Consider the following 24,097-nt stretch of genomic DNA (forward strand, 5'->3'; position numbering starts at 1 on the left):
AGGGCAGAGCACGGGACTTGTGGTAGCTGGGGTTCAACCGCCCCGGACCGATGGAGCGCGCGCCTTATCCGACCCATGAGGAGCTCCGCATGATCCAGCTACGCAGGCATGGCACGGTGATCCGTGCGCTCGTGCTCGCCCTGATCGCGGCAGTGTTGGTCCCCACCATGTCACTGCCGGCCAGGGCCCACCCGGGCCACGGTGACGAGACCTTCAACGCCCTGATCTTCAGCAAGACCGCCGGGTTCCGGCACGACTCGATCCCGGCCGGGATCCAGGCGATCAACGAGCTCGCGGCGGCGAACGGCTTCACCGTCACCGCGACCGAGGACGCGTCGATGTTCAACGACACCGAGCTGGCCAAGTACGAGGTGGTCGTCTGGCTGTCGACGACCGGTGACGTCCTGAATGCCGACCAGCAGGCCGCCTTCGAGCGGTACATCCGGGCCGGCGGCGGGTACGCCGGCATCCACGCCGCCTCGGACACCGAGTACGACTGGCCCTGGTACGGCGAGCTCGTCGGCAGCTACTTCGACAGCCACCCACCGGGTACGCCCGCCGGCACGGTGAAGGTCGAGGACCACGCGCACCCGTCGACCGCCGAGGCGCCGACGATCTGGCAGCGCACCGACGAGTGGTACAACTACCGCACCAACCCGCGCGACAAGGTCCACGTGCTCGCCTCGCTCGACGAGTCGTCGTACACGGGCGGGAACATGGGGCCGGAGCACCCGATCACCTGGTGCCAGGACTACGACGGCGGCCGGGCCTGGTACACGGGCATGGGGCACACGATCGCGTCGTACGCCGAACCTGCCTTCCGGCAGCTGCTGCTCGGCGGTCTCAAGACGGCGGCCGGTGTCGTGCCCGCGGACTGTGGCGCTTCGCTGAGCGACAGCTACCAGACGGTGACGCTGGACGACGACACGTCGAACCCGATGGAGCTCGCGGTCGCCGGCGACGGCCGGGTGTTCTACATCGACCGGAACGGCGCGGTGAAGATCGTCAAGCCGGACGGCTCGGTCGTCACCGCCGGGACGCTGAACGTCTACACCGGCCAGGAGTTCGGCCTGCTCGGGATCGCGCTGGATCCCGCCTTCGCGTCGAACGGCTATGTGTACTTGTACTACTCGCCCGCCGGGACCGAACCCTTCGACCGGGTCTCGCGGTTCACGATGACCGGCGACACCCTCGACCTGGCGAGTGAGAAGCAGGTGCTGCGGATCGACACCCAGCGGGACCAGTGCTGTCACGCGGGTGGCGCACTCGAGTTCGATGGTCAGGGCAACCTCTTCATCGCCACCGGCGACAACAGCAACCCGTTCGACTCCGACGGCTACACGCCGATCGACGAGCGGTCCGGGCGGTCCGCGTGGGACGCGCAGCGCAGTGCCGCCAACAGCAACAACCTGAACGGCAAGATCCTCCGCGTCCACCCGTCGCCGGACGGCACGTACACGATCCCCAGCGGCAACATGTTCCCGCCTGGTACGGCGAAGACGCGGCCGGAGATCTACGCGATGGGCTTCCGGAACCCGTTCCGGATCGGCATCGACCCGACCACCAACCACCTCTTCGTGGCCGACTACGGCCCGGACGCGGGCGCGGTGTCGCCCACACGCGGTCCGGACGGACGGGTCGAGTGGGACATTCTCGACAAGCCCGGGTTCTACGGATGGCCGTACTGCGTCGGCAACAACACGCCGTACAACGATCATGACTTCGCGACCGGCACGTCGGGTGCGGTGTTCAACTGCAACGCGCCGGTGAACGAGTCGCCGAACAACACCGGCATCACGCAACTCCCGGCGGCGATCCCCGCGACGTTGTGGATGGGGAAGTCGACGACCGGCGTACCGGAGATCGGTGGCAGTGGCGCGCCGATGACGAGTGGCGCCTACCAGTACGACGCCGACAGCACGTCGGACCGCAAGTGGCCGGCGTACTTCGACGGCAAGGCGGTCTGGGCGGACTGGAACGACAGCCGGCTGTTCTCGGTGCAGCTGAACGACGACCGCAACGGCGTGGTCGACGTGTCCCGGATGCTGCAGAAGCTGAGCTTCATCCGGCCGCACGCGTTGCAGTTCGGGCCGGACGGCGCGTTGTACGTGATCGAGTGGGGGAGCGGGTTCGGCGGCAACAACGCCGACTCCGGGATCTACCGGATCGACTACGTGCAAGGGAATCGGGCGCCGATCGCGCAGTTCAGCACGGACAAGACATCCGGGCCGGCGCCGTTGACGGTCGCCTTCGACTCGACCGGGTCGCGCGATCCGGACGGGCAGCCGATCACGCTGGCCTGGGACTTCGATGGCAACGGTACGACGGACAGCACCGAGGCCAAGCCGTCGTACACCTATGCCACGGCCGGCGTCTTCACAGCCCGGCTGACGGTGTCCGACCCGGACGGCCGTACAGCGGTCTCGAACCGGACGATCACGTCCGGCAACACGGCGCCGACGATCACCGTGCAGGCTCCGGTCGATGGTGGATTCTTCGACTTCGGGGACACGATCCGCTACCGGGTGACCGTCACCGATCCCGAGGACGGTTTGGTCGACTGCAACGACGTGATCACCCAGCCGGCGCTCGGGCACGACGAGCACGCGCACGGGTACGAGCAGTACCGCGGGTGCGAGGGCACGTTCCCGTTGCCGGGCGACCAGGGGCATGTCGGGGCGAACATCTTCGGCATCGTCACCGTGACGTACACGGACAAGGGCGCGCCGGGGACGGGCACGATCACCACGCAGAAGGTCGTGCAGTTGCAGCCGAAGACGCGTGAGGCGGAGTACTTCGACGAGACCGGGGGACCGGGGTCCGCGCCCGGTGTGCAGGTCGAGGACACCGGTGACGTGGCCGGTGGCGGGAAGAACATCGGCTGGATCGAGGACGGCGACTGGTGGGGCTGGAAGCCAACGAACCTCACGCAGATCGACCAGATCCAGTTGCGGGCGGCCTCGCCCGAAGCGGGCGCGACTGTGCAGGTTCGGCAGGGGTCGCCGACCGACGGGCCGGTGGTGGCGACGATCCAGGTCTCGCCGACCGGCGGTTGGCAGACGTACGGCGACTTCACCGGCTCCGTGTCCGGGGCGTCGTTGGACAGCGGGCCGCTGTACTTCGTGAAGACGACCGGTCAGCTCAACGTCAACTGGGTGCGCTTCATCGGGAAGGGCGTCACGGAGAACCAGCGGCCGGCGGTCACTGCGTCGGCGTCGGTGACCCAGGGCAAGGCTCCGCTAACGGTGGACTTCACCGCGGCGGCGACCGATCCCGAGGGTGATCTGCCGCTGTCCTACGCGTGGAGCTTCGGAGACGGTTCCACTGCGTCGGGCGCGTCGGTGAGCCACACCTTCACGACACCGGGGACGTTCTCGGCCACCGTGACGGTGACGGACTCTCGCGGCGCGGCCGGGGTGGCCAAGGTTCCGATCACCGTGGACTCCCCGTCGTTGCCGGCCTGCCTGACCGGCCGGTCCGACGGCTTCGACGGTACGGCGCTGGACACCGAGCGCTGGTCCGCGGTCGTCCGGGGCAACCAGGAGCTCGTGGTTGCCGATGGCAAGTTGTCGATCCCGTTGACGGCGACCGACATCTACGGGACCGGCAACTCGGGCACGCCGAACGTCGTACTGCAGCCGTTGCCGTCCGGCGCGTGGCAGGCGACCACGAAGGTCACGCTGCCGGCCCGGCTGGCGTACCAGCAGGCCGGGTTGATCGTGTACGGCGACGACGACAACTACGCCAAGATGGTGATCCAGGGCCGGTCGACCGGAGCGCCGTCCGCGGCCGACCGGATCTTCCAGTTCATTCGCGAGGAAGGCGGCGTGCCGAACGAGGTCGCCGCGTCGAACACGGCCAACCTGGGCGCGTCGTACCCGGACACCGTCTGGGTGCGGTTCACCTCGGACGGGTCGTCGTTGCGGGCGGCGTACAGCGCGGACGGGGCGACGTTCACCGAGATGCCGGAGACCAAGCAGCTGGCCGGGATCTCGAACCCGCGGATCGGGGTCTTCGGGCTGACGAACCGGACCGAGGCGTTGCCGATCACGGCCGCGTTCGACTACTTCACCATCACACCGGACGACACTGCCGAGCAGGCGGCGCCGGACGACGAGTTCGCGGGTACGACGCTGGACGCCTGCCGGTGGTCGGCCGTCGTACGGCCTGATCCTGCGGCCTACCGGGTCGCCGGTGACGTGCTGGAGATCGACACCGGGAAGGGCGACATCTACCAGGGTGGCAACACGAACCCGGCCAACCTGATGCTGCAGCCGGCGCCGGACAGCGACTGGACGATCGAGACGAAGGTGGACGCGTCGGCGTTCGACGAGCGTTACCAGCAGGCCGGGCTGCTGGTGTACGCCGACGACGCGAACTACGTGAAACTCGACTACCTCACGACCAATGCGCCTGGGTCGCCGGTGACACGTGGTTTGGAGTTGCGCTCGGAGATCAACGACGTCGTGCAGTCACCGCAACCCAACGCGCCGACACCGACTCACGGCATCTGGCACCTGCGGATAGCCAAAACGGGCACGACCTACACCGCCTCCTACAGCGGGGACGGCCTGACGTGGGCGGCTCTGCCGGCTGTCACCAACGCCGCGCTGACCAACGCGAAGTTCGGCGTCTACGCCTTCGGGGCGGATCAGGTCGCGTCGAAGACGGCCCGGTTCGAGTACTTCCGGTTGGTCCGGGACACGGTCGCTCCGGCCGTCACCTTGTCGTTGAACCCGTCCACGCCTTCGGGTCTCGCCGGCTGGTGGACCGCGCCGGTCGTCGCCACCGCGATGGCGACGGACGACCAGGGCGGTCAGGTGTACGTGGAGCAGAAGGTCGGGGACAGCAACTGGTCCGAGTACACCGCGCCTGTCACGTTGTCGGCTGACGGCACCCACACGCTGACCGTGCGTGCCAGCGACACAGCCGGCAACGTGTCCGAACCCGCGTCCGCCACGGTCAAGATCGACAGCACGGCGCCGACCGTCGCGGTGACCGGTCTGTCACCTGGGGGCTCCCTTGGCGTCGCCTCCGTCCTCGCGGTCACGGCTGCGGCGACGGACGCGCTGTCTGGTCCAGGGCCCGTGACGCTCGCGGTCGACGGTCGTCCGCTGACCGGCTCCCTCGACGGCGTGCTGCTCGGTCTCGGGACGCACACGCTGACGGCATCCGCGGCTGATGTCGCCGGCAACAAGTCGGTGACCACGGTGCCGTTCACGGTCGTCGCGTCGTACGCCGAGGCCGTGAAGCTGGTCGACCGGCTCCGGGCGGCCGGGACGGTGCCGGCGGCCACAGCGACGGTGCTGAAAGTCCAACTGGGGTTGGCGTCCGAGGCCGATCGGCGAGGCCGTGACAACGTCGCCCGGGTCGCGCTCGACCTCTACCTGGCCAAGGCCAGCACGGTGTCCGACACCGCCGCCCGCACCCTGCTCATTGCGGTGGGCAACGACCTGAAGTCCGGGCTGGGCTGATGACGTCCGCCGTGGGAGATCGCGCACCCTGGTGCTCGTCCGGCTGGTTCGGCCCCAGCCGAACGGCGGCAGCGCCTTCTCCCACGGCAGGCGGGGGACCACGGTCCCCGGTCCCCGGCGTCGCCCCCGCGCTCCAGGCGCCGCCGGGGACACCCCAGCCCCACCCAACAGACCCCAGCTCGCCCCGGCTGGACCGCAGTACCGAAGGAAGCTCGACTAAGGAGTAGTGATGGCTCGACCGATTACCTTGTTCACCGGGCAGTGGGCTGATCTGCCGTTCGAGGAGGTGGCGCGGCTGGCGTCCGAGTGGGGGTACGACGGGCTGGAGATCGCCTGCTGGGGCGACCACCTCGACGTACGGCGGGCCGCGGAGGACGACTCGTACGTGCGCGACCGGCTCGACATCCTGGACAAGCACAACCTCAAGCTCTGGACGATTTCCAACCACCTGCTCGGCCAGGCGGTCTGCGACGACCCGATCGACCAGCGCCACCAGGCGATCCTGCCGGCGCACATCTGGGGCGACGGCGACCCCGAGGGCGTCCGGCAGCGGGCCGCTGAGGAGATGAAGACGACCGCCCGCGCCGCCCGCGCGCTGGGCGTCGACGTGGTCGTCGGTTTCACCGGCTCGTCGATCTGGAAGACGGTCGCGATGTTCCCGCCGGTCCCGCCGGCGATGATCGAGGCCGGCTACCGCGACTTCGCGGACCGCTGGAACCCGATCCTGGACGTGTTCGACGAGGTCGGCGTGCGGTTCGCGCACGAGGTGCACCCGTCCGAGATCGCGTACGACTACTGGTCGACCACCGCGACCCTGGAGGCGATCGGCCACCGCGAGGCGTTCGGCCTGAACTGGGACCCGTCGCACTTCGTCTGGCAGGACCTCGACCCGGTCGGCTTCCTGTGGGACTTCAAGGACCGGATCTACCACGTCGACTGCAAGGACGCGAAGCGCCAGGTCGGCAACGGCCGCAACGGCCGGATGGGCTCGCACCTGGCCTGGGGCGACCCGCGCCGCGGCTGGGACTTCGTGTCCACCGGGCACGGCGACGTACCGTGGGAGGCCTGCTTCCGGATGCTGAACACGATCGGGTACGACGGCCCGATCTCGGTCGAGTGGGAAGACGCCGGCATGGACCGCCTGGTCGGCGCCGCCGAAGCCCTCCAGTTCGTCCGCTCGCTGGCCTTCGACCCGCCCACCGCGTCCTTCGACGCCGCCTTCTCCTCCTGATCGGCCGGACGGCTGGGTGGGCCGCCTCGCCCACCCAGCCGGCTTTCGGAGCTACCCTCGATGGCATGACTGCAGGCAGGTACGTCGCCCGGATCGTCGAGGTGCCGGATCAGGGGATCAAGCTCGCGCCGGAGGCCGGGACGGTGGTTCCCGACCAGCCGACGCAGGTGAATCTGCTCGGGATGGCGATCGCGCTCGCGCTCGGCTCCGCCGGGTACCGGCATCACGCGATGCAGCGCGATCCGGAGATGCAGACCCTGGACGCGCTGCTGAGTGGTGACGCGGTGATGCCGTGGCAGGCCACGTCCGGCAGCGGTACGGCGTACGTCGTCTGCGACCTGAACGACGGCCGCCCGACCTGCGAGGTCCGGCCGAGCGCCGACTGACCTGGTGGACGCGACCTGGCCCGAGGCGCCCGCGCTCCGGCGGCCACGGATCCTGCGCCAGTGGTGGCGAGACCTGACGTTCCTGCACTGGGCCGTGGAACCGGCGGCGGTCGCGCACTTCTTCCCGCCGGGTGTCCGGCCGGACGTCTTCGAGGGACGCACGTACGTCGGCCTCGTGCCGTTCCGGATGACTGACACCGGGTTGGCTCGAGGTCCCGCCGTACCGTATGTGGGGAGCTTCCTGGAGACGAACATCCGGCTGTACTCCGTCGACACCTCGGGCCGGCGCGGCGTGGTCTTCCTCAGCCTGGACGCCGACCGCCTGGCCGTCGTCGCGGCCGCCCGGGCCGCCTTCGGCCTCCCGTACCGCTGGGCCCGGATGACGCATGTTGCTGACGGCAACCACCATGTCTATACCTCGACACTGCGCCGGGCACGCGCCTCCGCCACAGTCGAAGTCCGGCTCGGCCGGCCGGTCGAACCAGGTCCCTTCGAACACTTCCTGACCGCCCGCTGGGGACTCCACATTCAGCGAGCCGGCCACACCTGGTACCTCCCCAACCACCACCCCGCCTGGTCCCTGCGCACAGCCGACCTCCTCCGCTTCGAGGACCGCGGTCTGTTCGCCTCAGTCGGTCTCACCGACCTGAACCGCGCACCGGACCACGTGCTCCACAGCCCCGGCGTCCCCGCCGAGTTCGGCCGACCCTTCCGCGCCTGACCGCTCAGGAGAGGCGACGCCGTACGCGGTAGACAGCCAGGACGATCAGGATCACGGTCAGGCCGAGGAAGATGCCGGTCTCGATCGTCTGGAACAACCAGAACCGGTCGGCGGGCTGGAAGACCTGCAGGTTGTAGAGACCTTCCTCGCAGCCCTCGGGCGTCGGTCCGGCCGGCGTCCCGGTCGGTGGTGGCGAATCGATCCGGCACGATCGTTGCTGGTTCGCCGCGACCTGGACGCCGCTCGCGTCGTAGATGCCGGTGCGGATGATCCAGTCGCCGCTGAGCGGGTTCGGCTCGACGGTGCTGGTGACCGGGAACGTGCGCTCCTCCTGGGCCTGGAAGTGCGGCCGGGCCAAGCCGGCCACCACGAGCCGTACGGCGAGGAAGCCGACCAGCGTGGTCGCCATCGCCGTCATCACCCGCGGCGTCACCGTGCCGGCGAAGACGCCGAGCGCGACCGCGAACAGCGTGTACCCGATCGGGACGGTTCCCTGCTGGTCGAAGATCAGCACCGTGAAGCGGCTGCCGTTCGCGCCGTTCAGCGGCCGGATCCACCAACTCAGCAGCAGGGTGTACCCGATGGCGAGGGCGAGGCAGCCGGTTCCGACCAGTCCGAACTTCACCAGCGCCCAGCGCAGCCTGCTGATGCCCTGCGTCCAGACCAGCCGGTGGGTGCCGTGCTCGACCTCGCGGGCGACGAGTGGCGCGCCGAGGAACAGCCCGACCAGCAGCGGCAGCACGGCGAACAGGACCGCGAGCGGCTGCAGGTAGCCGAAGCGCGCCAGGAACTGGTTCGCGATCTCACCGCAGTCCCGCTGCGAATCATCGTCGACAGCAACGAACTCGGCGCCGGCGGTACGGCGCAGGCAGTCGGCCAGCCCGCTGTCGGTGAAGACGTCGTGCATCTTCAGCCCGGTCGGCAGGATCAGCGCCGCGACCGCGGCCATGCCGAGCACGACGAACAGGACCTGCTGCCGGTGCTGTCGCCAGGTCATCCAGATCATGACGTCACGTCCATTCCGAGCGGCGACGGTCCGGGCAGGACGCCCGCGCTCGGCTCGGCGAGGTAGGCGAGCACCAGATCCTCGAGACTGAGGTCGCGGATCGTCCAGGCCGGGTCGAGGACCGGTCCGTTGATGCGCGCCAGCAGGGTGGACTGCTTGTCGGTGTGGCTGTCGCGGATGACGGTCGCGACGCCCACCGGTGGGGCCGAGCGACGCGGACCGATCAGCACCTTGTGGTCGGCCAGTAGGTCGTCGACGGCGCCGATCACCTGCACGCGCGACTCCTGCAGCACGATCAGGTAGTCGCAGACCCGCTCCAGGTCGGCCACCAGGTGCGACGACAGCAGGACGGTCGTGCCGTCGTCGGCGACGGCTCCCATCAGCGCTTGGAGGAACTCGCGCCGGGCCAGCGGGTCGAGGCTCGCCACCGGCTCGTCCAGGATCAGGATCTCCGGGCGCTTCGCCAGCGCGAGCGCGAGCGCCACCTGGGCCCGCTGACCGCCGGACAGCTTGCCGACCTTGCGGTCGAACGGGATCCGCAGCCGTTCGAGCCGGCCGGCGGCGAGCGCGGAGTCCCACTGCCGGTTGAGCTTCTGGCCCATCTTGAGCAGGTCCAGGACGGTGAAGTCCGGATACATCGGGGCGTCCTGGGCGACGAACCCGACCTGGGTGAGCAGGTCGGCGTCGGCAGCCGGCGTACGGCCCAGAACCCGCACCGATCCGGCATCCGGCCGGAGCAACCCGACCGCGAGATGCAGCAGCGTGGTCTTGCCCGCGCCGTTCGGGCCGACCAGGGCCGCGACCCGGCCGGCCGGAAGCCGCAGCGAGCAGTCCCGCAAGGCCCAGGTCCGGCCGTACCGCTTGCCCAGGCCAGTGGTCTCGAGCGCCGTACTCATGCCTGCGCTATCCCCTCCTGAAACGTGGCCCGCAGCGTGGTCTCGACCAGGGCGACGATGTCCTCCTGGTCCAGCCCCGCCGCGGTGGCCCGGCTGAGCCAGCCGACCAGGTCGTGCCGGAGCGCAGCCTGGTTCGCCAGTGACGGACCGGCCAGCGACCGCGTCACGAACGTGCCGACGCCCGGGCGCGCGCTGACCAGCCCTTCGAGCTCCAGTTGCCGGTACGCCTTCAGCACCGTGTTCGGGTTGATCGCCAGCGACTCGGCGACCTCCCGAACCCGCGGCAGCTGGTCACCGGGGTCGATCAGGCCGAGCCGCAGCGACTGCCTGACCTGCTGCACCAGCTGCATGTAGGTCGCGACCTTCGAGTGCCCGTCGAGGTGGAACTCGATCACGCCAGCCTCCCTATTGTCTTACTCAAGTAAGACAATAAGACAACCGGGATGTCAAGAATCCGCGGCCGGTTCCGACGTACCTGTGAAGGCGCCCGGACGGCGGGTGCCCGGATCCGGAGGACGGACCGATGGAACCCCTGAACCTGATGGTCTCGCTGAGCCACTTCGGCAACGCCAAGTCGACTCTCCCGCCGAAGCAGAAGCGCCGCACGACCAGCAAGCCGCGCGGTACGACGACCCGTCGCGCCACTCGCCGCGCCATCCGCTGGTTCCGTACGGCGACTGCCCGCTAGCGCGGTGGCCGGTACATCGCGTAGTGGATCGGGCCGCGGTGCGGAAGCTCCAGCTCGGCGATGACGGTGAAACCGAGGGACTCGTAGAAGGCGAGGTTGCCGGGCTCCTGGGTTTCCAGGAAGGCGGCCGAGTGGTCGGCGTCGGCGGTGGCCAGCCCGGGCCCGATCACGGCCCGGCCGAGCCCCTGGCTGCGCCGTTCGGGATCGACACCGACCAGCGCGAGGAACCACACGGGTTCGCGCGGGCGGAAGACGCCCATCGCCTGCTCGTACTCCGCCGCCAGCTCCGCCCGGGAGCCGGCCAGTTCCCGGAACGCGTCCGCGTGCGGAGCGAAGGCGTTCGGGGGAGTGGCCGGCGTCGTCCAGACGGCGACCGCGCTCACGTCCGACGTCACCCAGACCCGCCCGTGCGGCAGGCCGATCCGGGTCAGGAAGAGCCGCTGGTACTGCGTGAGCCGGTCGAGGTAGTGGTCCGGATCGAGGCCCATCCGCGTCATCGGGTAGTCCTCGAACGCGCGGGCCAGGGTGCGGACCGCCGCGTCCACGTCCGTCGCACTCGCCCGCCGTACCTCCATGGTCCGAGCCTACGTTTTCAGCGTCCGCAGGATCAGGTCGGCGACGGCTCGCATGCCGGCCGCGTTCGGGTGGTACGGCGCGCCGCCGAGCAGCTTGAACGCGGTCGTCCAGGGATCGGGCGATCCGATCGCGTGGTCCCGGCTCGCCGCCGAGGCCGTGACCAGGTCGGCGCCCGTGGTCGCGGCCGCCTTCGCGAACGCGGCAGCGAGCCCGTCGGCCATCATCGCGACACTCGGAAGCTGCTCTTCGTTCAGTGGTACGTCGAGCCGCGGCCGAGTGCTCGGGCCGACCAAGGTGAGGTAGTCGACCAGCAGGATGCGCGCCGAGGGAGCCCGGTCGCGGACGCTTTCGACGACGGTGACGAGTGAGTCGGTGACGGCCTGGTAGGCGGCGTCGTCCTTGAGGTAGCTGACCCGGGCGCGGATCCGGTTCGCGACCCGGCGGCCGAGCAGGGTCGCCGGCTTGGCCAGGGTGTTGAGCATGCTGCCCCGGATGAACGTCCCGACGTACTCGAGATCGTTGCCTCCGGCAGTGATCGTCACCAGCGCGGTGTCGGGCGTGACCGCTTCGAGCTGCGGGGGCGCCGCGTCCTGCGGGGTGTCGAGCAGGTTCGCGGTGGTCGCGCCGGAGTAGCTGACGTCGACCAGGTCGAGGCCGAGCTCGGCGGCGACCAGGTGCGCGTAGTTGTTGGCCGAGCGTCCCGCCGGCTTGTGCACGATCGGGTTGATTCCTGGCCCCGCGGCGAACGAGCTGCCAAGGGCGACGTACCGGCTGCCGGGTCGGATCACCGGACCACGATAGCTGCGACCTACCAGGACGGGAGACCTGGCTGCCCGCGCAGGGACGCTTGACATACTGCACGGCGTGACTGACGACGTGTTCGGGGTGGGCGGGATTCGGGAGCGGGTGCTGGCCGGGTGGCTGGCGGCGCCGGTGCGGTTTCGGGAGGACGCGAACGCCGAAGAGGAGCTGGCGCTCGGCGGGTACGTCGACCGGGTCGTCATCGAGCTCGCGCAGAACGCGGCGGACGCCGCGGCGCGGGCGGGGGTGCCGGGGCAGGTGCTGTTCGAGTTCCGGGACAACACGCTGGTCGTCGCCAACACGGGCGCGCCGTTGTCCGCGGCCGGGGTCGAGTCGCTGGCCACGCTGCGGGCATCGGCGAAGCGGGACGAGGCTGCGGTCGGGCGGTTCGGCGTCGGGTTCTCCGCGGTACTCGCGGTGACGGACGAGCCGGTGGTGCTGTCGCGGACCGGGGGAGTGCGGTTCTCGAAGGCGGACACGGCGGCGACGATCGCCGCGCTCGGGTCCGCTGGGCTGGACACCGAGGTACGGCGACGTGGCGGCCAAGTGCCCGTACTGCGTCTGCCGTTCGAAGCAGCCGGCGAGCCGCCGGACGGCTACGACACCGCGGTCATCCTGCCCCTTCGCGACGAGGCCGCCGCCGCCCTCGTCCGCCGCCTCCTCGACGAGGCCGGCGATGCGCTCCTGCTCGCCCTCCCCGGCCTGGAGCGCATCGAGATCGAAACCGCGCACGGCCGGCGCGTCCTGGAAGACGTCGAGTCCCGCTGGCATATCCACCGCGTAGCCGGCGTCTTCACCGAACCCCAACGCGAGCAGTTGCTCGCCGACCGCCCCACCGAAGAACGCACCCGCCCCCAGTGGTCAGTCCTCTGGGCACTCCCATCCGCCGGCGCACTGCCGGGGGTCGTGCATGCTCCTACGCCTACTGACGAGCCACTGAGCCTGCCTGTGTTGCTGTTGGCAACTTTCCCGCTCGACTCCACCCGGCGGCATGTGGCGCAGGGGCCATTGACCGACTGGCTGGTGCGGGGGTCGGCAACCGCCTATGCAGAGCTGTTGCGGCGACGGGTCGAGGACGGCGACGACGTGCTCCACCTGGTGCCCACGGGGCTTGCTGCGGGGGCGCTGGATCACGCGCTCCGGGATGCGATTGTCGCCGTGCTGCCAGACACCCCGGTGCTCCGGGTGGTGGAGGACGGGGCGACCATCCGGCCGCGGGATGCGGTGGTGGTCGAGGGGGCGGATGAGGCGTTCACCGGGCGACTCGGGGCGATCGTGCCGGGGTTGGTCCGGTCGAGCTTGCAGTTTCGGAGTGCGCTGGATGCGTTGGGCGTGCGCCGGCTCGAGCCGGCGGAGGTGGTTGACCAACTCGGGGCGCAGCACGAGCCGGAGTGGTGGCGGGACTTGTACGCGTCGCTCGCCGGCATGGTGACGGACGCGCTCCTGCGCGAGTCGCTCGGCACGCTCCCGGTCCCGCTCGCCGACGGTCGGCTCATGCGCGGCGTGCGCGGCCTGCTCCTGCCCGGTCCCGAGCTACCGGTCGACGTGCTCAAGGAGTTCGGCGAGTACGGCGTCCGCATCGTCCACCCCGACGCCGTCGCGCCAGCGCTCGAACGCCTCGGCGCGCTCCCGGCGACCCCGCGGACGTTGCTCGAGGACAGCGCCGTACGCACCGCCGTCGAGCACTCGCTGGAAGCCGACGACCCGGACGCGATCGCGCACGCCGTCCTGAGCCTGGTCGCCGCCGACCCGGCGCAGGCGGACGGCCTGTGGTGGCTCGCCGACCTCGCGCTCCGCGACGCCGACGGTGACCTCGTGCCCGCGAACGCGCTCGTCATCCCAGGATCCGAGGCCGAGTCGATCCTCGACGCCGACGAGGTCGCCCCGATCGACCGCGCGCTCCTCGATCGCCACGGACTGCCCGCGCTGGAGGCGGTCGGCGTGCTCGCGACGCTCGGCGTCGTCACCGCCTCGGACGTTGCGCTCGACGAGCTGCCCCAGTCGTTCACCGACCTCGACGGTATCGAGGACTGGGCGTACGACGTGGCGCCCGACGGCTCCCGCTACGGCGCGACGATCGGCGAACTGACCGCGATCCGGGACCTCGACTGGATCACCGACGACGCCTGGCCGCGAGTCCTCGAACTGTTCGGCTCGTCACCCGATCTCCGCCGCGCCCTGGTGACCCAGGTGCGCGTGGTCGGACCCGACGACCGTCCGCTCGGCGTCCCGTCGTACGCCGCCTGGTGGATCCGCGAACGCGTGCTGCTCGAGGACGGCGAACCGCTCGCCGGCCGGGCCGATCCGGACGCCGACCCTGTGCTCGCGAGCTTCCTCGACGAGGCCCCGGCGTGGACGGCCCAGCTCGACCCCGAGGTGCGTACGGCGGTCGGCCTCGTCCGCGACGTCGGTGACCTCGACGCGGACGGCATCAGCCTGCTGCTCGAACGGCTCGCGGATCCGGACCGCGATGTCGAGGAGAGCGAGCTGCTGCGGTTGTGGAGCCGGCTCGGCACGTTGGCCGTCTTCCCGGGCGACGCCCCGGAGCAGGTCCGGGTCCTCGCGGACGACGGCCTGACCCGCGTCACCATGGCCGGCAGCGCAGTGGTCGTCGACGGCCCGATGTGGTTGCAGCGCGAGGATCTGGGCGGGTTCGTCGTCGCCTCCGGCGCCGCGGCGGACGGGTTGAGCGACCTGCTCGACGTACCGATGGCGCAAGAAGTTGCCCAGGGCAAGATCGACGGCGAGGGTACGGCGGCCGACGTGCCGGAGATCGTCCGTGAGCTGGTCCCCGAGGTCCCGGCGACGTGGTGGGAGCACGAGGAGCTCACCGTCGACGGGGTCGAGGTGTCGTGGTGGGTGGACGAGGACGGTGCGCCGCATGCGGCGACGTTCGACGGTCTGGCCAAGGCGCTGGCCTGGGCGAGCGGACGGTGGGACCAGCGGCACGTGATCCGCGCCGTGCTCAACGAGCCGGACCGTAGCTCCGAGCTGCTGGTCGACGCCGCCTACGACTGAGCCAGCAGTTGCAGCGCCGGGTTGTCGATCTCGGCGCTGAGCGATCGCGCTGTGGCGACGGCCCGTTGGTCGCCGAGCCGACCGAGGTGGAGCTGCGCGTGAACGAGCATCTCCCGGAGGTCGCAACGTGCGGCCAGCGAGGACAGGCTGCCGGCCAGGTGCTGCGCACGTTCGCCGTCGGATCGCTCGATCGCCGTCCCGACCGCGGTGTCGAGAACGTGCGCGTGCACCCACTGGTACCGATCGGGTTCACGACTCGCCCGCGTCAATGCGAGATCGAGCCACTCGGTCGCACCCGGATAGTCGCCGCGCCTGGCGTGCAGCATCGCCAACCCGCGACCTGCCATGCCCTCCCAGCACGGGTCGTTCAGCTGGCAGCCCATCGCCCACGCCTGCTCGAACCCCTCGGCCGACGTGTCCAGCTTGCCGGCGTACAGGTCGATCTCAGCGGCCAGGGCCTGCGGCCAAGGCAGGAAGGCGATCCAGCGTTCCTGCCGGACGAGGTCGAGCGTCTCGGCGAGCGTCTTGGCGGCCTCGCCGTACTCCGAACGCAGCAGCTGCGCCCGCCCGACCAGGGCCAGGGACCATGCCTGCTGCCGGTGATCGCCACAGCGGGCAGCGAGCTCCACCGACTCGCCCAGCTGCTCGAACGCGGCCGGGTAGTCGGCCCGGTCGGACGAGTTCATCCCGCGGACGCCGAGGATCGCGGCGTTCTCCGCATCGGTCTCGGCGAGCGCATGGGCCTTGGACAGCCACTCGTCCCCGGTCTGCCGCCGCCCGGCCTGGACCTCGATGAACCCGAGCTCGCGCAGCGCCAGCACTGTGGTCGCCCGCTCACCGGCCGCGTCGGCGACCGTCAACGCCTCGTGCAGGACGATCGCACCCTCCTCGTCGTGCCCGCGAATCGCATGCACGAGCGCGCCGCCGAGCGCCGCGAGAGCCCTTGCCTCCAAGGTCTTGTCGTGGCATTCGACCGCGAGCGCCGCGGCCTGGCGCAGGCATTGCAACCCAGCGTCGACCGCACCGGCGACGATCGCCGCGCGGCCGGCCTGCAGCTGACTGACGGCGGCGGCCCGCCCGCGCAGCGGTGGGCCCGTCAGGGACTCGACCCGCGCTGCTTCCCGGAGCGACCCGGAGACCGAGATGCCGAGCTCACGCTGGAACAGGTCCTCGCAGATCGAGATCTGCCGCAGCGCGCGCACCCGATCGCCGGAGGTGGCCAGGCTCCGGATCAGCAGCTCGTGGTTGCCCTGCTCGTGCGGATTGATCTCAACCGCCTTGGCGGCAAAGGGAATCGCCTTGGCCGCCTGCCCGGCCGCGAGCAGGGCGATCGCGTTCTGCCGGAGCCGGGCCTCGATCGTCCCGGCGATCCGGCGCCGCTCCACCAGCAACCAGGACTCGAACTCCGGACAGGACTCCAGGTCGACGCCTTCGAGCAGCTCACCGCCGAGTGTCAGCAGCGACTCCGGATCGGCCGACGGCTCGGCCAGCTCCAGTACGTCGACAGTCGTCGTACCGTCGAGTGTCGTCACCACCGGATCGCCGGACAGCAGGTCGGGAACGTCGAGGGCACGACGAAGCTCGGCCAGCGTCCAGCGCAGCCCGCCGAGCGGATCCTCGGCGTCACCGAAGAACAGCTCGGCGAGCCGGCGGCGGCTGGGCGGCCGCTCGGCCAGCAACAGGTAGCCGAGCAGCGCCCAGGCCTTCCGCCCGCGCGGCTGACGACCCGGCTCCCCGCCGTGCTCGACCACCGGCGGCCCGAGCAACCGAATCGTCGCCATACCGCTCCCCTCCACGCCTCGCGTGCTTGCCCATCCGGTTCGGGGGTTGCCCATTGGAAATTCCAGTGGGCAACCCCTCATCCGAGTGGGCAAGCTCCCCCGAGACCAGTGTGACCCCTCAGCGGCGGATTCCCACGGCTTCCAGGTATTCCGCGCGGGCGGCGACGGTGCCGTCGTCGGCGTAGTCGAACGGTCGCGGAACGTCGGCGAGCTCGCGGGCGAACTCGTGCAGGTCCTCGCCGTCCAGCGTCCCGGCCAGCCGCGTGATCGGGCCGTAGAAGTCCCGGAACCACTCCGAGAAGTGCTCCGGCGTGTGGTAGCGGAACACGAACTCGCGCCGGTTCAGCGCGACCCACTCGACCCGGTCGCCGAACAGCTCGAACAGGTGGTCCTCGGTGCCCCACAGCGTCGGCGGCCGCACCCCGGCGGGCGGCGGCGCCCACTTGGACACGGTCTTGAACATCTGCCCGATCATGCCGGACGGCGTCCAGTTGGCCAGCGCGATCTTCCCGCCCGGAGCGGTCACCCGGACCAGCTCGTCGGCCGTCTGCTGGTGGTTCGGCGCGAACATCACGCCGACCGTGCTGCAGACCAGGTCGAACGACGCGTCCGGAACCGGCAGGCTCTCGGCGTCGCCCTCGGTGAAGGTGATCGGCAGGTGCTCGGCGGCGGCCCGCTCCCGGCCCTGCTCGAGCAGGTTCGGCGCGTAGTCGACACCGGTCGCCTCGGCGAACCGCCGGGCGGCCGCCATCGCCGCGTTGCCCTGGCCGCAGGCAACGTCGAGGACCCGTTGCCCGGCCCGTACGTCGGCGGCCTCGACCAGGTTCTCGGCGATGATCTGCAGCGTGTTGCCGACCCGCGGGTAGTCGCCGGTCTGCCAGGACGCTCGCTGCTTGGACTTGATCGCCTCGAAGTCCACGGTCGTGTTGGTCGTCATGTCTCCCCCTGGAGTAACGGTTCTGATACGCGACCGCTTCGGTGCGGCCGCCGTACCGATGGAAGACGGCCGCCGTGTGACGCGGCGTGTGACGAAACCGGCGAGCTCCCGCCTGAGCGCCGTCACGCAGAGCGAACCAACGTTGTCAAAGGTTGGTATATCGACTGACCTGCACGTTCAGCGTCATTGTTCCAACGTGGCAATGAACTCTTGCCAACGTTGTCAACGCTACTTATAGTCCGTCACACCTCTCGGTGGGTGATCGCCCTGTCCGCGCAACGAAAACGGAGGTGACTTTCGTCATGAACGAAGCACCGCGCCCCCAGTACGAAGACGTCGCAGATGTCGTCCGCTACCAGCTGAGCCGGCGGCACATGCTCGGAGGAGGTGCCGCGGCCGCGATGACGGCCTTCCTCGCGGCCTGCTCCGGCAGCGGCGGTTCATACTCCGACAAACCTGCCGACAACAAGCCGGCCGCCACCAAGTCGATCCAGATCGGCAAGGCGAACATCCCGGTCCCGCGGGACCAGTCGGTGATCGTCGGCCAGGTCGAGTACACGGTCTTCGACAGCTTCAACGGGATGATCCCGAACGGCTCTCCCGGCGGCGCCGGCGTCGAGCTCGCCACCGAGCCGCTGTTCTTCCTCAGCTTCGCCACCGGCAAGCTGACGCCCTGGCTGGCCACCGAGTACAAGTACAACGACGACCACACCGAGCTGACCATCAAGTTCGACCCGAAGGCGCACTGGAACGACGGCAAGCCGCTGGGCGCGAACGACTTCAAGTTCACCGTGATGATGCTGAAGGACCGTCCGGACCTGTTCGGCGGCGGTGGTGAGCTGAAAGAGTTCGTGAAGGACGTCGAGGTCACGGACCCGCACACCGCCGTGGTCAAGCTGCTCAAGCCGACCCCGCGGCTGCACTACAACTTCATCGCCGCGATCGCCGGTGCGCCGAACAACATCATGCCCGAGCACATCTGGAAGTCGCAGGACCCGACGAAGTACAAGGACAACCCGCCGGTGCGGTCCGGCCCGTACAAGCTGAAGCAGGCGATCCGGAACCAGAAGATGTTCGTCTGGGAGAAGGACCCGAACTACTGGAACAAGGACAAGCTCGACGTCAAGGCGCAGTACGTCATCTTCCAGAGCACCTCGAAGCAGGCCGACCAGGCCTCGCTGTCGTTCGAGAAGGCGGAGTTCGACGTCGGCTCGATCGACGAGCAGCACGCCAAGCAGCTGCGCAACACCGGCTACCCGGCGCTGCAGACCACGCAGTTCCACGACCCGAACCCGCGGGTGCTGTGGCTGAACTGTGACCCGGCCCGCGGCGTGATCTCGGAGCCGAAGATGCGCCAGGCGATCAACCACTGCCTGGACCGGGAGAAGATCGGCAAGTCCGTCTGGCAGGTCGAGGTGCCGCCGGCGATCTACCCGTGGGCGGACTACCCGACCAACGACAAGTGGAAGAACGACGAGCTGGCGAACAAGTACAAGTACGACTACAACCTGGACAAGGCGACCCAGCTGCTCGACGAGATCGCCCCGAAGAACGCCGCCGGCAAGCGGACGTACAAGGGCAAGGAGATCAACCTCGAGATCATCACGCCCGCGCCGGTCGACAAGGACGAGTACGCGATCGCCAACGTGCTGAAGGTCGACCTGGCCAAGGTCGGGGTGCCGGCCACGCTGCGCAGCCTGTCCGGCAGCGTGCACGACCAGAAGTTCCAGCGCGGCGAGTACGACATCGACTCCAGCTGGGCCGGGTTCGCCATCGACCCCGAGCAGCTCTACACCGACTGGGAGAGCAGCAAGGCCCAGCCGATCGGCAAGAACGCCGCCGGCCGGAACAAGATGCGGTTCCGGGACCCGCAGTTCGACGAGATCTCCCAGAAGCTGGCCGGGATGGACCCGAACAGCGAGGAGGCCAAACCGCTGCTCGACCAGGCGCTGGAGATCTACTTCCAGAAGCTGCCGCTGCTGCCGGTGATCCAGACCGGGTACCCGCAGTTCTTCAACACCGCGTTCTGGTCCGGCTGGCCGACCGACGACGACCTCTACGAGGTACCGCTGAACTGGTGGCCGCACTTCATCTTCGTGCTCGCCAAGATCAAGGCCACCGGGCAGAAGGGACCGGCGTGACGGCGGAAGCCCCGCCGGTGGTGCCTGTCGACGAGAGCCAGGACTCCGCACCCGCCTCGGGGGTGCGGGCCTGGCTGTCGCGGCATCCGCTGGCGGCGTACGCGCTGCGCCGGTTCGGGCTCTACGTGGTGGAGCTGTGGGGCGCGCTCACCATCGCGTTCTTCTTCTTCCGGATGATGCCGGGCGACCCGATCCAGACGCTGATCCAGACCCTGCAGCAGAACTACATCTACAACCAGCAGGCCAGCGCCGAGCTGATCGCGCGGTACCAGCACGAGTTCGGGCTCGACGGCAACATCTTCTCCCAGTACCTCAAGTACATGGAGAAGCTGGTCCTGCACGGCGACATGGGCCCGTCGCTGATCAACTACCCGACGCCGGCGCAGACCGTCATCCTCAGGTCGTTGCCCTGGACCATCGGCCTGCTCGGCATCTCGGCCGTGCTGGCCTGGATCTTCGGCGTGGTGATCGGCGCGATCGCGGGCTGGCGGCGCGGCAAGCTCGGCTCGCGGGTCGCGACCAACCTGTCGATCGCGCTGTCGCACGTGCCGTACTTCTTCGTCGCGCTGATCCTGGTGTACGTCTTCGCGTACACCCTCGGCATGCTGCCGGCCAGATCGGCGTACGACTCGAGCATCAACCCCGGCATCACACCGGAGTTCATCGGCAGCGTACTCAAGTACGGCTTCCTGCCGGCGTTCTCGATCGTGCTGATCGGGACGTTCAGCTGGATTCTGTCCACCCGGATGCTGATGATCCCGATCCTCGGCGAGGACTACCTGGTGTACGCCGAGGCCAAGGGCCTGAAGGGTTCGCGGATCCTGACCCGGTACGCGCTGCGGAACTGCTACCTGCCGCAGATCACCGCGTTCGGCATCTCGCTCGGCTTCATCTTCAACGGCAACGTGCTGGTCGAGCAGCTGTTCAACTACCCGGGGCTCGGGACGACGCTGGTCACCGCGATCCAGCAGCTCGACTTCAACACGATCCTCGGAGTGACCAACATCGCGATCTTCTCGGTGCTCACCGCAGTCCTGATCCTCGACCTCCTGCTCCCGCTGCTGGATCCGCGGGTCAAGTACTGGAAGTGATGGCGATGAGACTTCTGACTGCGGTACTGCGGACGATCCGGGGCAGCCGGCGGCTGGCGACCGGACTGGCGATCCTCGGGGCGATGGTGCTGCTGGCGCTGTGCAGCCCGTTGATCACCAAGGCCATCGGCGGTGGCGAGGATCCGATGGAGGTGGCGGCGTACGAGAAGTGGCTGGTGCCGTCCGCGGACCATTGGCTCGGCACCGACCAGTTCGGCCGGGACGTGTTCGCGATGGTGATCAAGGCGCTCTCGGTGTCGCTGCAGATCGGGGCGATCGCCGGTGTCATCTCGACCGTCGTCGGCGTGATCGTCGCGTTCGTCGCCGGGTACAAGGGCGGCTGGATCGACGGGGTGCTGTCGACGTTCACCGGGATCCTGCTGGTGATCCCGACGTTCCCGCTGCTGATCGCGCTGTCGGCGTACGCGAAGAACGTCACCCTGTTCCAGGTCGGTGTGATGATCTCGATCTTCTCCTGGCCGTTCGCGGCCAAGACGATCCGGTCCCAGGTGCTGAGCCTGCGGACCCGGCCTTACGTCGACCTGGCCCGGGTGAGCAAGGCCCGGGACCTGGAGATCATCGTCACCGAGCTGCTGCCGAACCTGCTGCCGTTCATCGGCGTCGGGTTCGCGTCCTCGGCGCTCGGCGCGATCTTCGGCCTGGTCGGGCTGGAGGTCATCGGGCTCGGGCCCGGCGGGGTGGTCGACCTCGGGCAGATCATCTTCAACGCGATCACCACCGGCGCGCTGACGCTCGGCGCGTGGCCGATGTTCGCGGTGCCGATCATCTTGCTGACGTTGCTGTTCGCGGCGCTGAACATGGTCAACATCGGGTTGGAAGAGGTCTACAACCCGCGGCTGAGGGGAGTGACCGGTGAGTGACTCGGTCTTGGAGATCAGGGGTCTCGAGGTCACGTACCTGTCGACGCGGGGCAACGTGAAAGCGGTCAACGGCGTCGACCTGGACGTCCGTCGCGGTGAGATCCTCGGCATCGCGGGGGAGTCGGGCAGCGGGAAGAGCACCCTCGCGGTCGCGCTGCTCCGGCTGCTGAAACCGCCGGGCAAGGTGACGGGCGGGTCGGTGATGTTCCACCCGGCCAAGCGTTCGCCGGTCGACCTGCTGAAGGTGGACGGCGAGGAGCTGCGGGTGCTGCGCTGGTCGGCGCTGTCGTACCTGCCGCAGGGCTCGATGAGCTCGCTGAACCCGGTGATGCGGGTGCAGGACCAGTTCAAGGACGTGATCCTGGAGCACGCGCCCGGCCGGAAGGACTCGCTCGGGGAGCTGATTCCGCGGCTGCTCGGCCAGGTCGGGCTGGAGCCGCGAGTCGCGCGGATGTACCCGCACGAGCTGTCCGGCGGGATGAAGCAGCGGGTGCTCATGGCGATTGCGGTCGCGCTCGAACCGGACTTGGTGATCGCGGACGAGCCGACCACCGCGCTCGACGTGACCATCCAGCGGGTGATCCTGCAGTCGCTGGCCGACCTGCGCACCGACTTCGGCGTCACGCTGGTGGTGATCTCGCACGACATGGGTGTGCACGCCCAGCTGGCCGACCGGGTCGCGGTGATGTACGAAGGCCGGCTGGTCGAGGTCGGCGACGTACGCCAGGTGTTCAAGGATCCCAGGGATCCGTACACCCGGCAGCTGATCGAGTCGATCCCGCAGGTGGGACGGAGGGCATCGTGAAGTCCGAGCTCGAACTTCGTGGCGTACAGCAACGATTCCACGCGCGTGGGGTGGCCGGCGGTTACCTGACCGCGGTCGACGACGTGAGCTTCACGCTCGCGGCGCAGCCGCCGCAGGTGGTCAGCCTGGTCGGCCAGAGCGGCAGCGGGAAGAGCACGATCGCCCGCAACGTCCTCGGCCTGCAGAAGCCGACCGCCGGATCCGTGCTGTACGGCGGCAAGGACATCTTCAAGCTGAGTCGCGCCGAGTACGACGAGTACCGGCGCGACGTCCAGCCGGTGTTCCAGGACCCGTACGCGATCTTCAACCCCTTCTACCGCGTCGATCGGGCGCTGTGGAAGGCGGTGAAGAAGTTCGGGCTCACGACCAGCCGGTCGAAGGGGCTCGAGCTGATCGAGGAGTCGCTGCGCGCGGTCCGGCTCGAACCGGAGAACGTGCTCGGCCGGTATCCGCACCAGCTGTCCGGCGGCCAGCGCCAGCGCATCATGCTGGCCCGCGTGCACATGCTGCGGCCGTCGTTCATCATCGCGGACGAGCCGGTGTCGATGCTGGACGCCCAGGTACGCAAGCACTTCCTGGACATCCTGCTCGACTTCCAGCGCGAGCACGGGATGACCACGCTGTTCATCACCCACGACCTGTCCACCGTCTACTACCTGGGCGGCGAGGTCATGGTGATCACCAAGGGCAAGATCGTCGAACGCGGCCCGGTCACCACGGTGATGCACGAGCCGTCCCACCCGTACACCAAGCTCCTGCTCGACTCCATCCCGCAGCCCGACCCCGACCTGCGCTGGACCTCCCGCATCAACGTCGACGAGCTCGACGAGGAGGAGAAGGCCGAAGCCGACGCCACCAGCGGCCCCGAGACCCCAGTGATCTAGGGCCGACGGCCGCTGGTGACGAGGAACTCGTAGAACCAGGCGCGGAAGGCCGGGTTCGTCATCAGCTCGCGGTAGCGGGTGAGCTCGTCGTCGGTGGCGCCGGCGGCGCGGAGCAGCGGTTCGGCCTGCTGGTTGAGGTTGAGGTGCAGCAGGCAGCCGTCGGTGCCGCCGGCCGTGGTCTGGGAGTACTCCATGACGTCGACGTCGACGAGGCCGGCGGCGGTCATCAGGCCGGCGGTCTCCCGGGCGAAGGTCCAGCTGATACCGCGAGCCGGGCTGACCACGTTGTGGGACAGATGCAGCATCTTGTCCCACAGCCCCTGGTCGCCCGGCTCCGGTACGGCGAGGGTCTCGAGCGGACGGTCGGTGATATCGCCGAGCACCAGCCAGCCACCAGGCGCCAGCGCCTCGACGATCCGTTCGAGGAGCTGCTCGCGTTCTGGCAGGTGCATGAGCAGCAGCCGCGCGTGGATGAGGTCGAACGGCCCCTCCACCGGCAGGCCGTCGCGCAGGTCGTGGCGGATCACCTGGACGCCGGGTGCGACGTCGTTCAGCTGGCTCGTGTCGATGTCGACGGCAACGACCTCGCGGGTGCGCGCTGCCAGCCAGTTGGCGATCGAGCCGTTGCCCGCGCCGAGTTCGAGGCAGCGCAGGTCCGGCCGGAGCCCGACCCGCTCCAGGGCCCAGGCGGTCGGCCGGTTCAGGAGCTTGCCGAGGTGATCGAGGTGGTGCGTGCCGAGTTCGCTGCCGGTGTCGAAGAGATAATCCATGCTCCGAGCG

Annotated in this window: 19 protein-coding genes; 11 read left to right on the plus strand and 8 right to left on the minus strand. The window is 69.3% G+C overall.

Annotated elements, in window-relative coordinates; translation table 11 throughout:
* The first annotated feature begins 89 nt into the window (after positions 1-89).
* The 4 genes from AB0H36_RS02475 (at position 90) to AB0H36_RS02490 (ending at position 7,812) form a co-directional block, all read left to right on the plus strand.
* Positions 90-5,474, plus strand: coding sequence for a ThuA domain-containing protein (locus tag AB0H36_RS02475; RefSeq protein ID WP_360515193.1), 5,385 nt, complete (start codon positions 90-92; stop codon positions 5,472-5,474).
* Positions 5,475-5,703: 229 nt separating this feature from the next.
* Positions 5,704-6,705: a sugar phosphate isomerase/epimerase family protein gene (locus AB0H36_RS02480; RefSeq protein WP_360515196.1), complete on the plus strand. Its 1,002-nt coding sequence runs from the start codon at positions 5,704-5,706 to the stop codon at positions 6,703-6,705.
* A gap of 65 nt (positions 6,706-6,770) precedes the next feature.
* Positions 6,771-7,091: a hypothetical protein gene (locus AB0H36_RS02485; RefSeq protein WP_360515199.1), complete on the plus strand. Its 321-nt coding sequence runs from the start codon at positions 6,771-6,773 to the stop codon at positions 7,089-7,091.
* 4 nt (positions 7,092-7,095) lie between these two features.
* Complete coding sequence (locus AB0H36_RS02490; RefSeq protein ID WP_360515202.1) at positions 7,096-7,812, plus strand: DUF2071 domain-containing protein; 717 nt, start codon at positions 7,096-7,098, stop codon at positions 7,810-7,812.
* A 4-nt stretch (positions 7,813-7,816) separates the two neighbouring features.
* On the opposite strand, the gene AB0H36_RS02495 is transcribed toward AB0H36_RS02490, so the two are convergent.
* The 3 genes from AB0H36_RS02495 to AB0H36_RS02505 are packed head-to-tail and all read right to left on the minus strand — an operon-like array spanning position 7,817 to position 10,109.
* Positions 7,817-8,818 (minus strand): ABC transporter permease subunit, encoded by a 1,002-nt coding sequence (locus AB0H36_RS02495; protein ID WP_360515205.1) that lies wholly within the window; start codon positions 8,816-8,818, stop codon positions 7,817-7,819.
* Positions 8,815-9,714: an ABC transporter ATP-binding protein gene (locus AB0H36_RS02500; protein ID WP_360515208.1), complete on the minus strand. Its 900-nt coding sequence runs from the start codon at positions 9,712-9,714 to the stop codon at positions 8,815-8,817. Before AB0H36_RS02500 ends, AB0H36_RS02495 begins: the two co-directional genes overlap by 4 nt.
* Positions 9,711-10,109, minus strand: a complete 399-nt coding sequence (locus AB0H36_RS02505) for a GntR family transcriptional regulator (RefSeq protein ID WP_360515211.1) — start codon at positions 10,107-10,109, stop codon at positions 9,711-9,713. Before AB0H36_RS02505 ends, AB0H36_RS02500 begins: the two co-directional genes overlap by 4 nt.
* A gap of 128 nt (positions 10,110-10,237) precedes the next feature.
* On the opposite strand from AB0H36_RS02505, the gene AB0H36_RS02510 reads away from it, so the two are divergent.
* Complete coding sequence (locus AB0H36_RS02510) at positions 10,238-10,402, plus strand: hypothetical protein (protein ID WP_360515214.1); 165 nt, start codon at positions 10,238-10,240, stop codon at positions 10,400-10,402.
* On the opposite strand, the gene AB0H36_RS02515 is transcribed toward AB0H36_RS02510, so the two are convergent.
* Positions 10,399-10,977: a GNAT family N-acetyltransferase gene (locus AB0H36_RS02515; RefSeq protein WP_360515217.1), complete on the minus strand. Its 579-nt coding sequence runs from the start codon at positions 10,975-10,977 to the stop codon at positions 10,399-10,401. The two genes, AB0H36_RS02510 and AB0H36_RS02515, sit on opposite strands and share 4 nt — an antisense overlap.
* Positions 10,978-10,986: 9 nt before the next feature.
* The gene (locus AB0H36_RS02520; RefSeq protein ID WP_360515220.1) at positions 10,987-11,766 is read right to left on the minus strand and encodes an SGNH/GDSL hydrolase family protein; all 780 of its coding nucleotides are present in this window, start codon (positions 11,764-11,766) and stop codon (positions 10,987-10,989) included.
* A gap of 76 nt (positions 11,767-11,842) precedes the next feature.
* On the opposite strand from AB0H36_RS02520, the gene AB0H36_RS02525 reads away from it, so the two are divergent.
* The gene (locus AB0H36_RS02525) at positions 11,843-14,797 is read left to right on the plus strand and encodes a hypothetical protein (protein ID WP_360515223.1); all 2,955 of its coding nucleotides are present in this window, start codon (positions 11,843-11,845) and stop codon (positions 14,795-14,797) included.
* On the opposite strand, the gene AB0H36_RS02530 is transcribed toward AB0H36_RS02525, so the two are convergent.
* Both AB0H36_RS02530 and AB0H36_RS02535 read right to left on the minus strand, forming a co-directional pair.
* Positions 14,788-16,578 carry a BTAD domain-containing putative transcriptional regulator gene (locus AB0H36_RS02530; RefSeq protein WP_360515226.1) on the minus strand — a complete coding sequence of 597 codons (1,791 nt, stop codon included), beginning with the start codon at positions 16,576-16,578 and terminating at the stop codon, positions 14,788-14,790. The two genes, AB0H36_RS02525 and AB0H36_RS02530, sit on opposite strands and share 10 nt — an antisense overlap.
* A gap of 118 nt (positions 16,579-16,696) precedes the next feature.
* Positions 16,697-17,515 carry a class I SAM-dependent methyltransferase gene (locus AB0H36_RS02535; protein ID WP_360515229.1) on the minus strand — a complete coding sequence of 273 codons (819 nt, stop codon included), beginning with the start codon at positions 17,513-17,515 and terminating at the stop codon, positions 16,697-16,699.
* 302 nt (positions 17,516-17,817) lie between these two features.
* Between AB0H36_RS02535 and AB0H36_RS02540 the strand changes: the two genes are divergently transcribed.
* Genes AB0H36_RS02540 through AB0H36_RS02560 form a run of 5 tightly spaced genes read left to right on the plus strand, consistent with a single transcriptional unit; the run spans position 17,818 to position 23,317 of the window.
* Complete coding sequence (locus tag AB0H36_RS02540) at positions 17,818-19,656, plus strand: ABC transporter substrate-binding protein (protein ID WP_360515232.1); 1,839 nt, start codon at positions 17,818-17,820, stop codon at positions 19,654-19,656.
* On the plus strand, positions 19,653-20,747 hold the full coding sequence (locus AB0H36_RS02545) for an ABC transporter permease (RefSeq protein WP_360515235.1): 1,095 nt from the start codon (positions 19,653-19,655) through the stop codon (positions 20,745-20,747). The genes AB0H36_RS02540 and AB0H36_RS02545 overlap by 4 nt, the downstream gene beginning before the upstream one ends.
* 5 nt (positions 20,748-20,752) lie before the next feature.
* Positions 20,753-21,628: an ABC transporter permease gene (locus tag AB0H36_RS02550; protein ID WP_360515238.1), complete on the plus strand. Its 876-nt coding sequence runs from the start codon at positions 20,753-20,755 to the stop codon at positions 21,626-21,628.
* The gene (locus AB0H36_RS02555; RefSeq protein WP_360515241.1) at positions 21,621-22,433 is read left to right on the plus strand and encodes an ABC transporter ATP-binding protein; all 813 of its coding nucleotides are present in this window, start codon (positions 21,621-21,623) and stop codon (positions 22,431-22,433) included. The genes AB0H36_RS02550 and AB0H36_RS02555 overlap by 8 nt, the downstream gene beginning before the upstream one ends.
* Complete coding sequence (locus AB0H36_RS02560) at positions 22,430-23,317, plus strand: ABC transporter ATP-binding protein (RefSeq protein WP_360515244.1); 888 nt, start codon at positions 22,430-22,432, stop codon at positions 23,315-23,317. Before AB0H36_RS02555 ends, AB0H36_RS02560 begins: the two co-directional genes overlap by 4 nt.
* Here the strand turns inward: AB0H36_RS02560 and AB0H36_RS02565 are convergent.
* Positions 23,314-24,087, minus strand: a complete 774-nt coding sequence (locus tag AB0H36_RS02565; protein WP_360515247.1) for a methyltransferase domain-containing protein — start codon at positions 24,085-24,087, stop codon at positions 23,314-23,316. The genes AB0H36_RS02560 and AB0H36_RS02565 overlap by 4 nt on opposite strands.
* Positions 24,088-24,097: the final 10 nt, after the last annotated feature.

It is taken from the genome of Kribbella sp. NPDC050820 (assembly GCF_040653975.1).
GTDB lineage: Bacteria > Actinomycetota > Actinomycetes > Propionibacteriales > Kribbellaceae > Kribbella.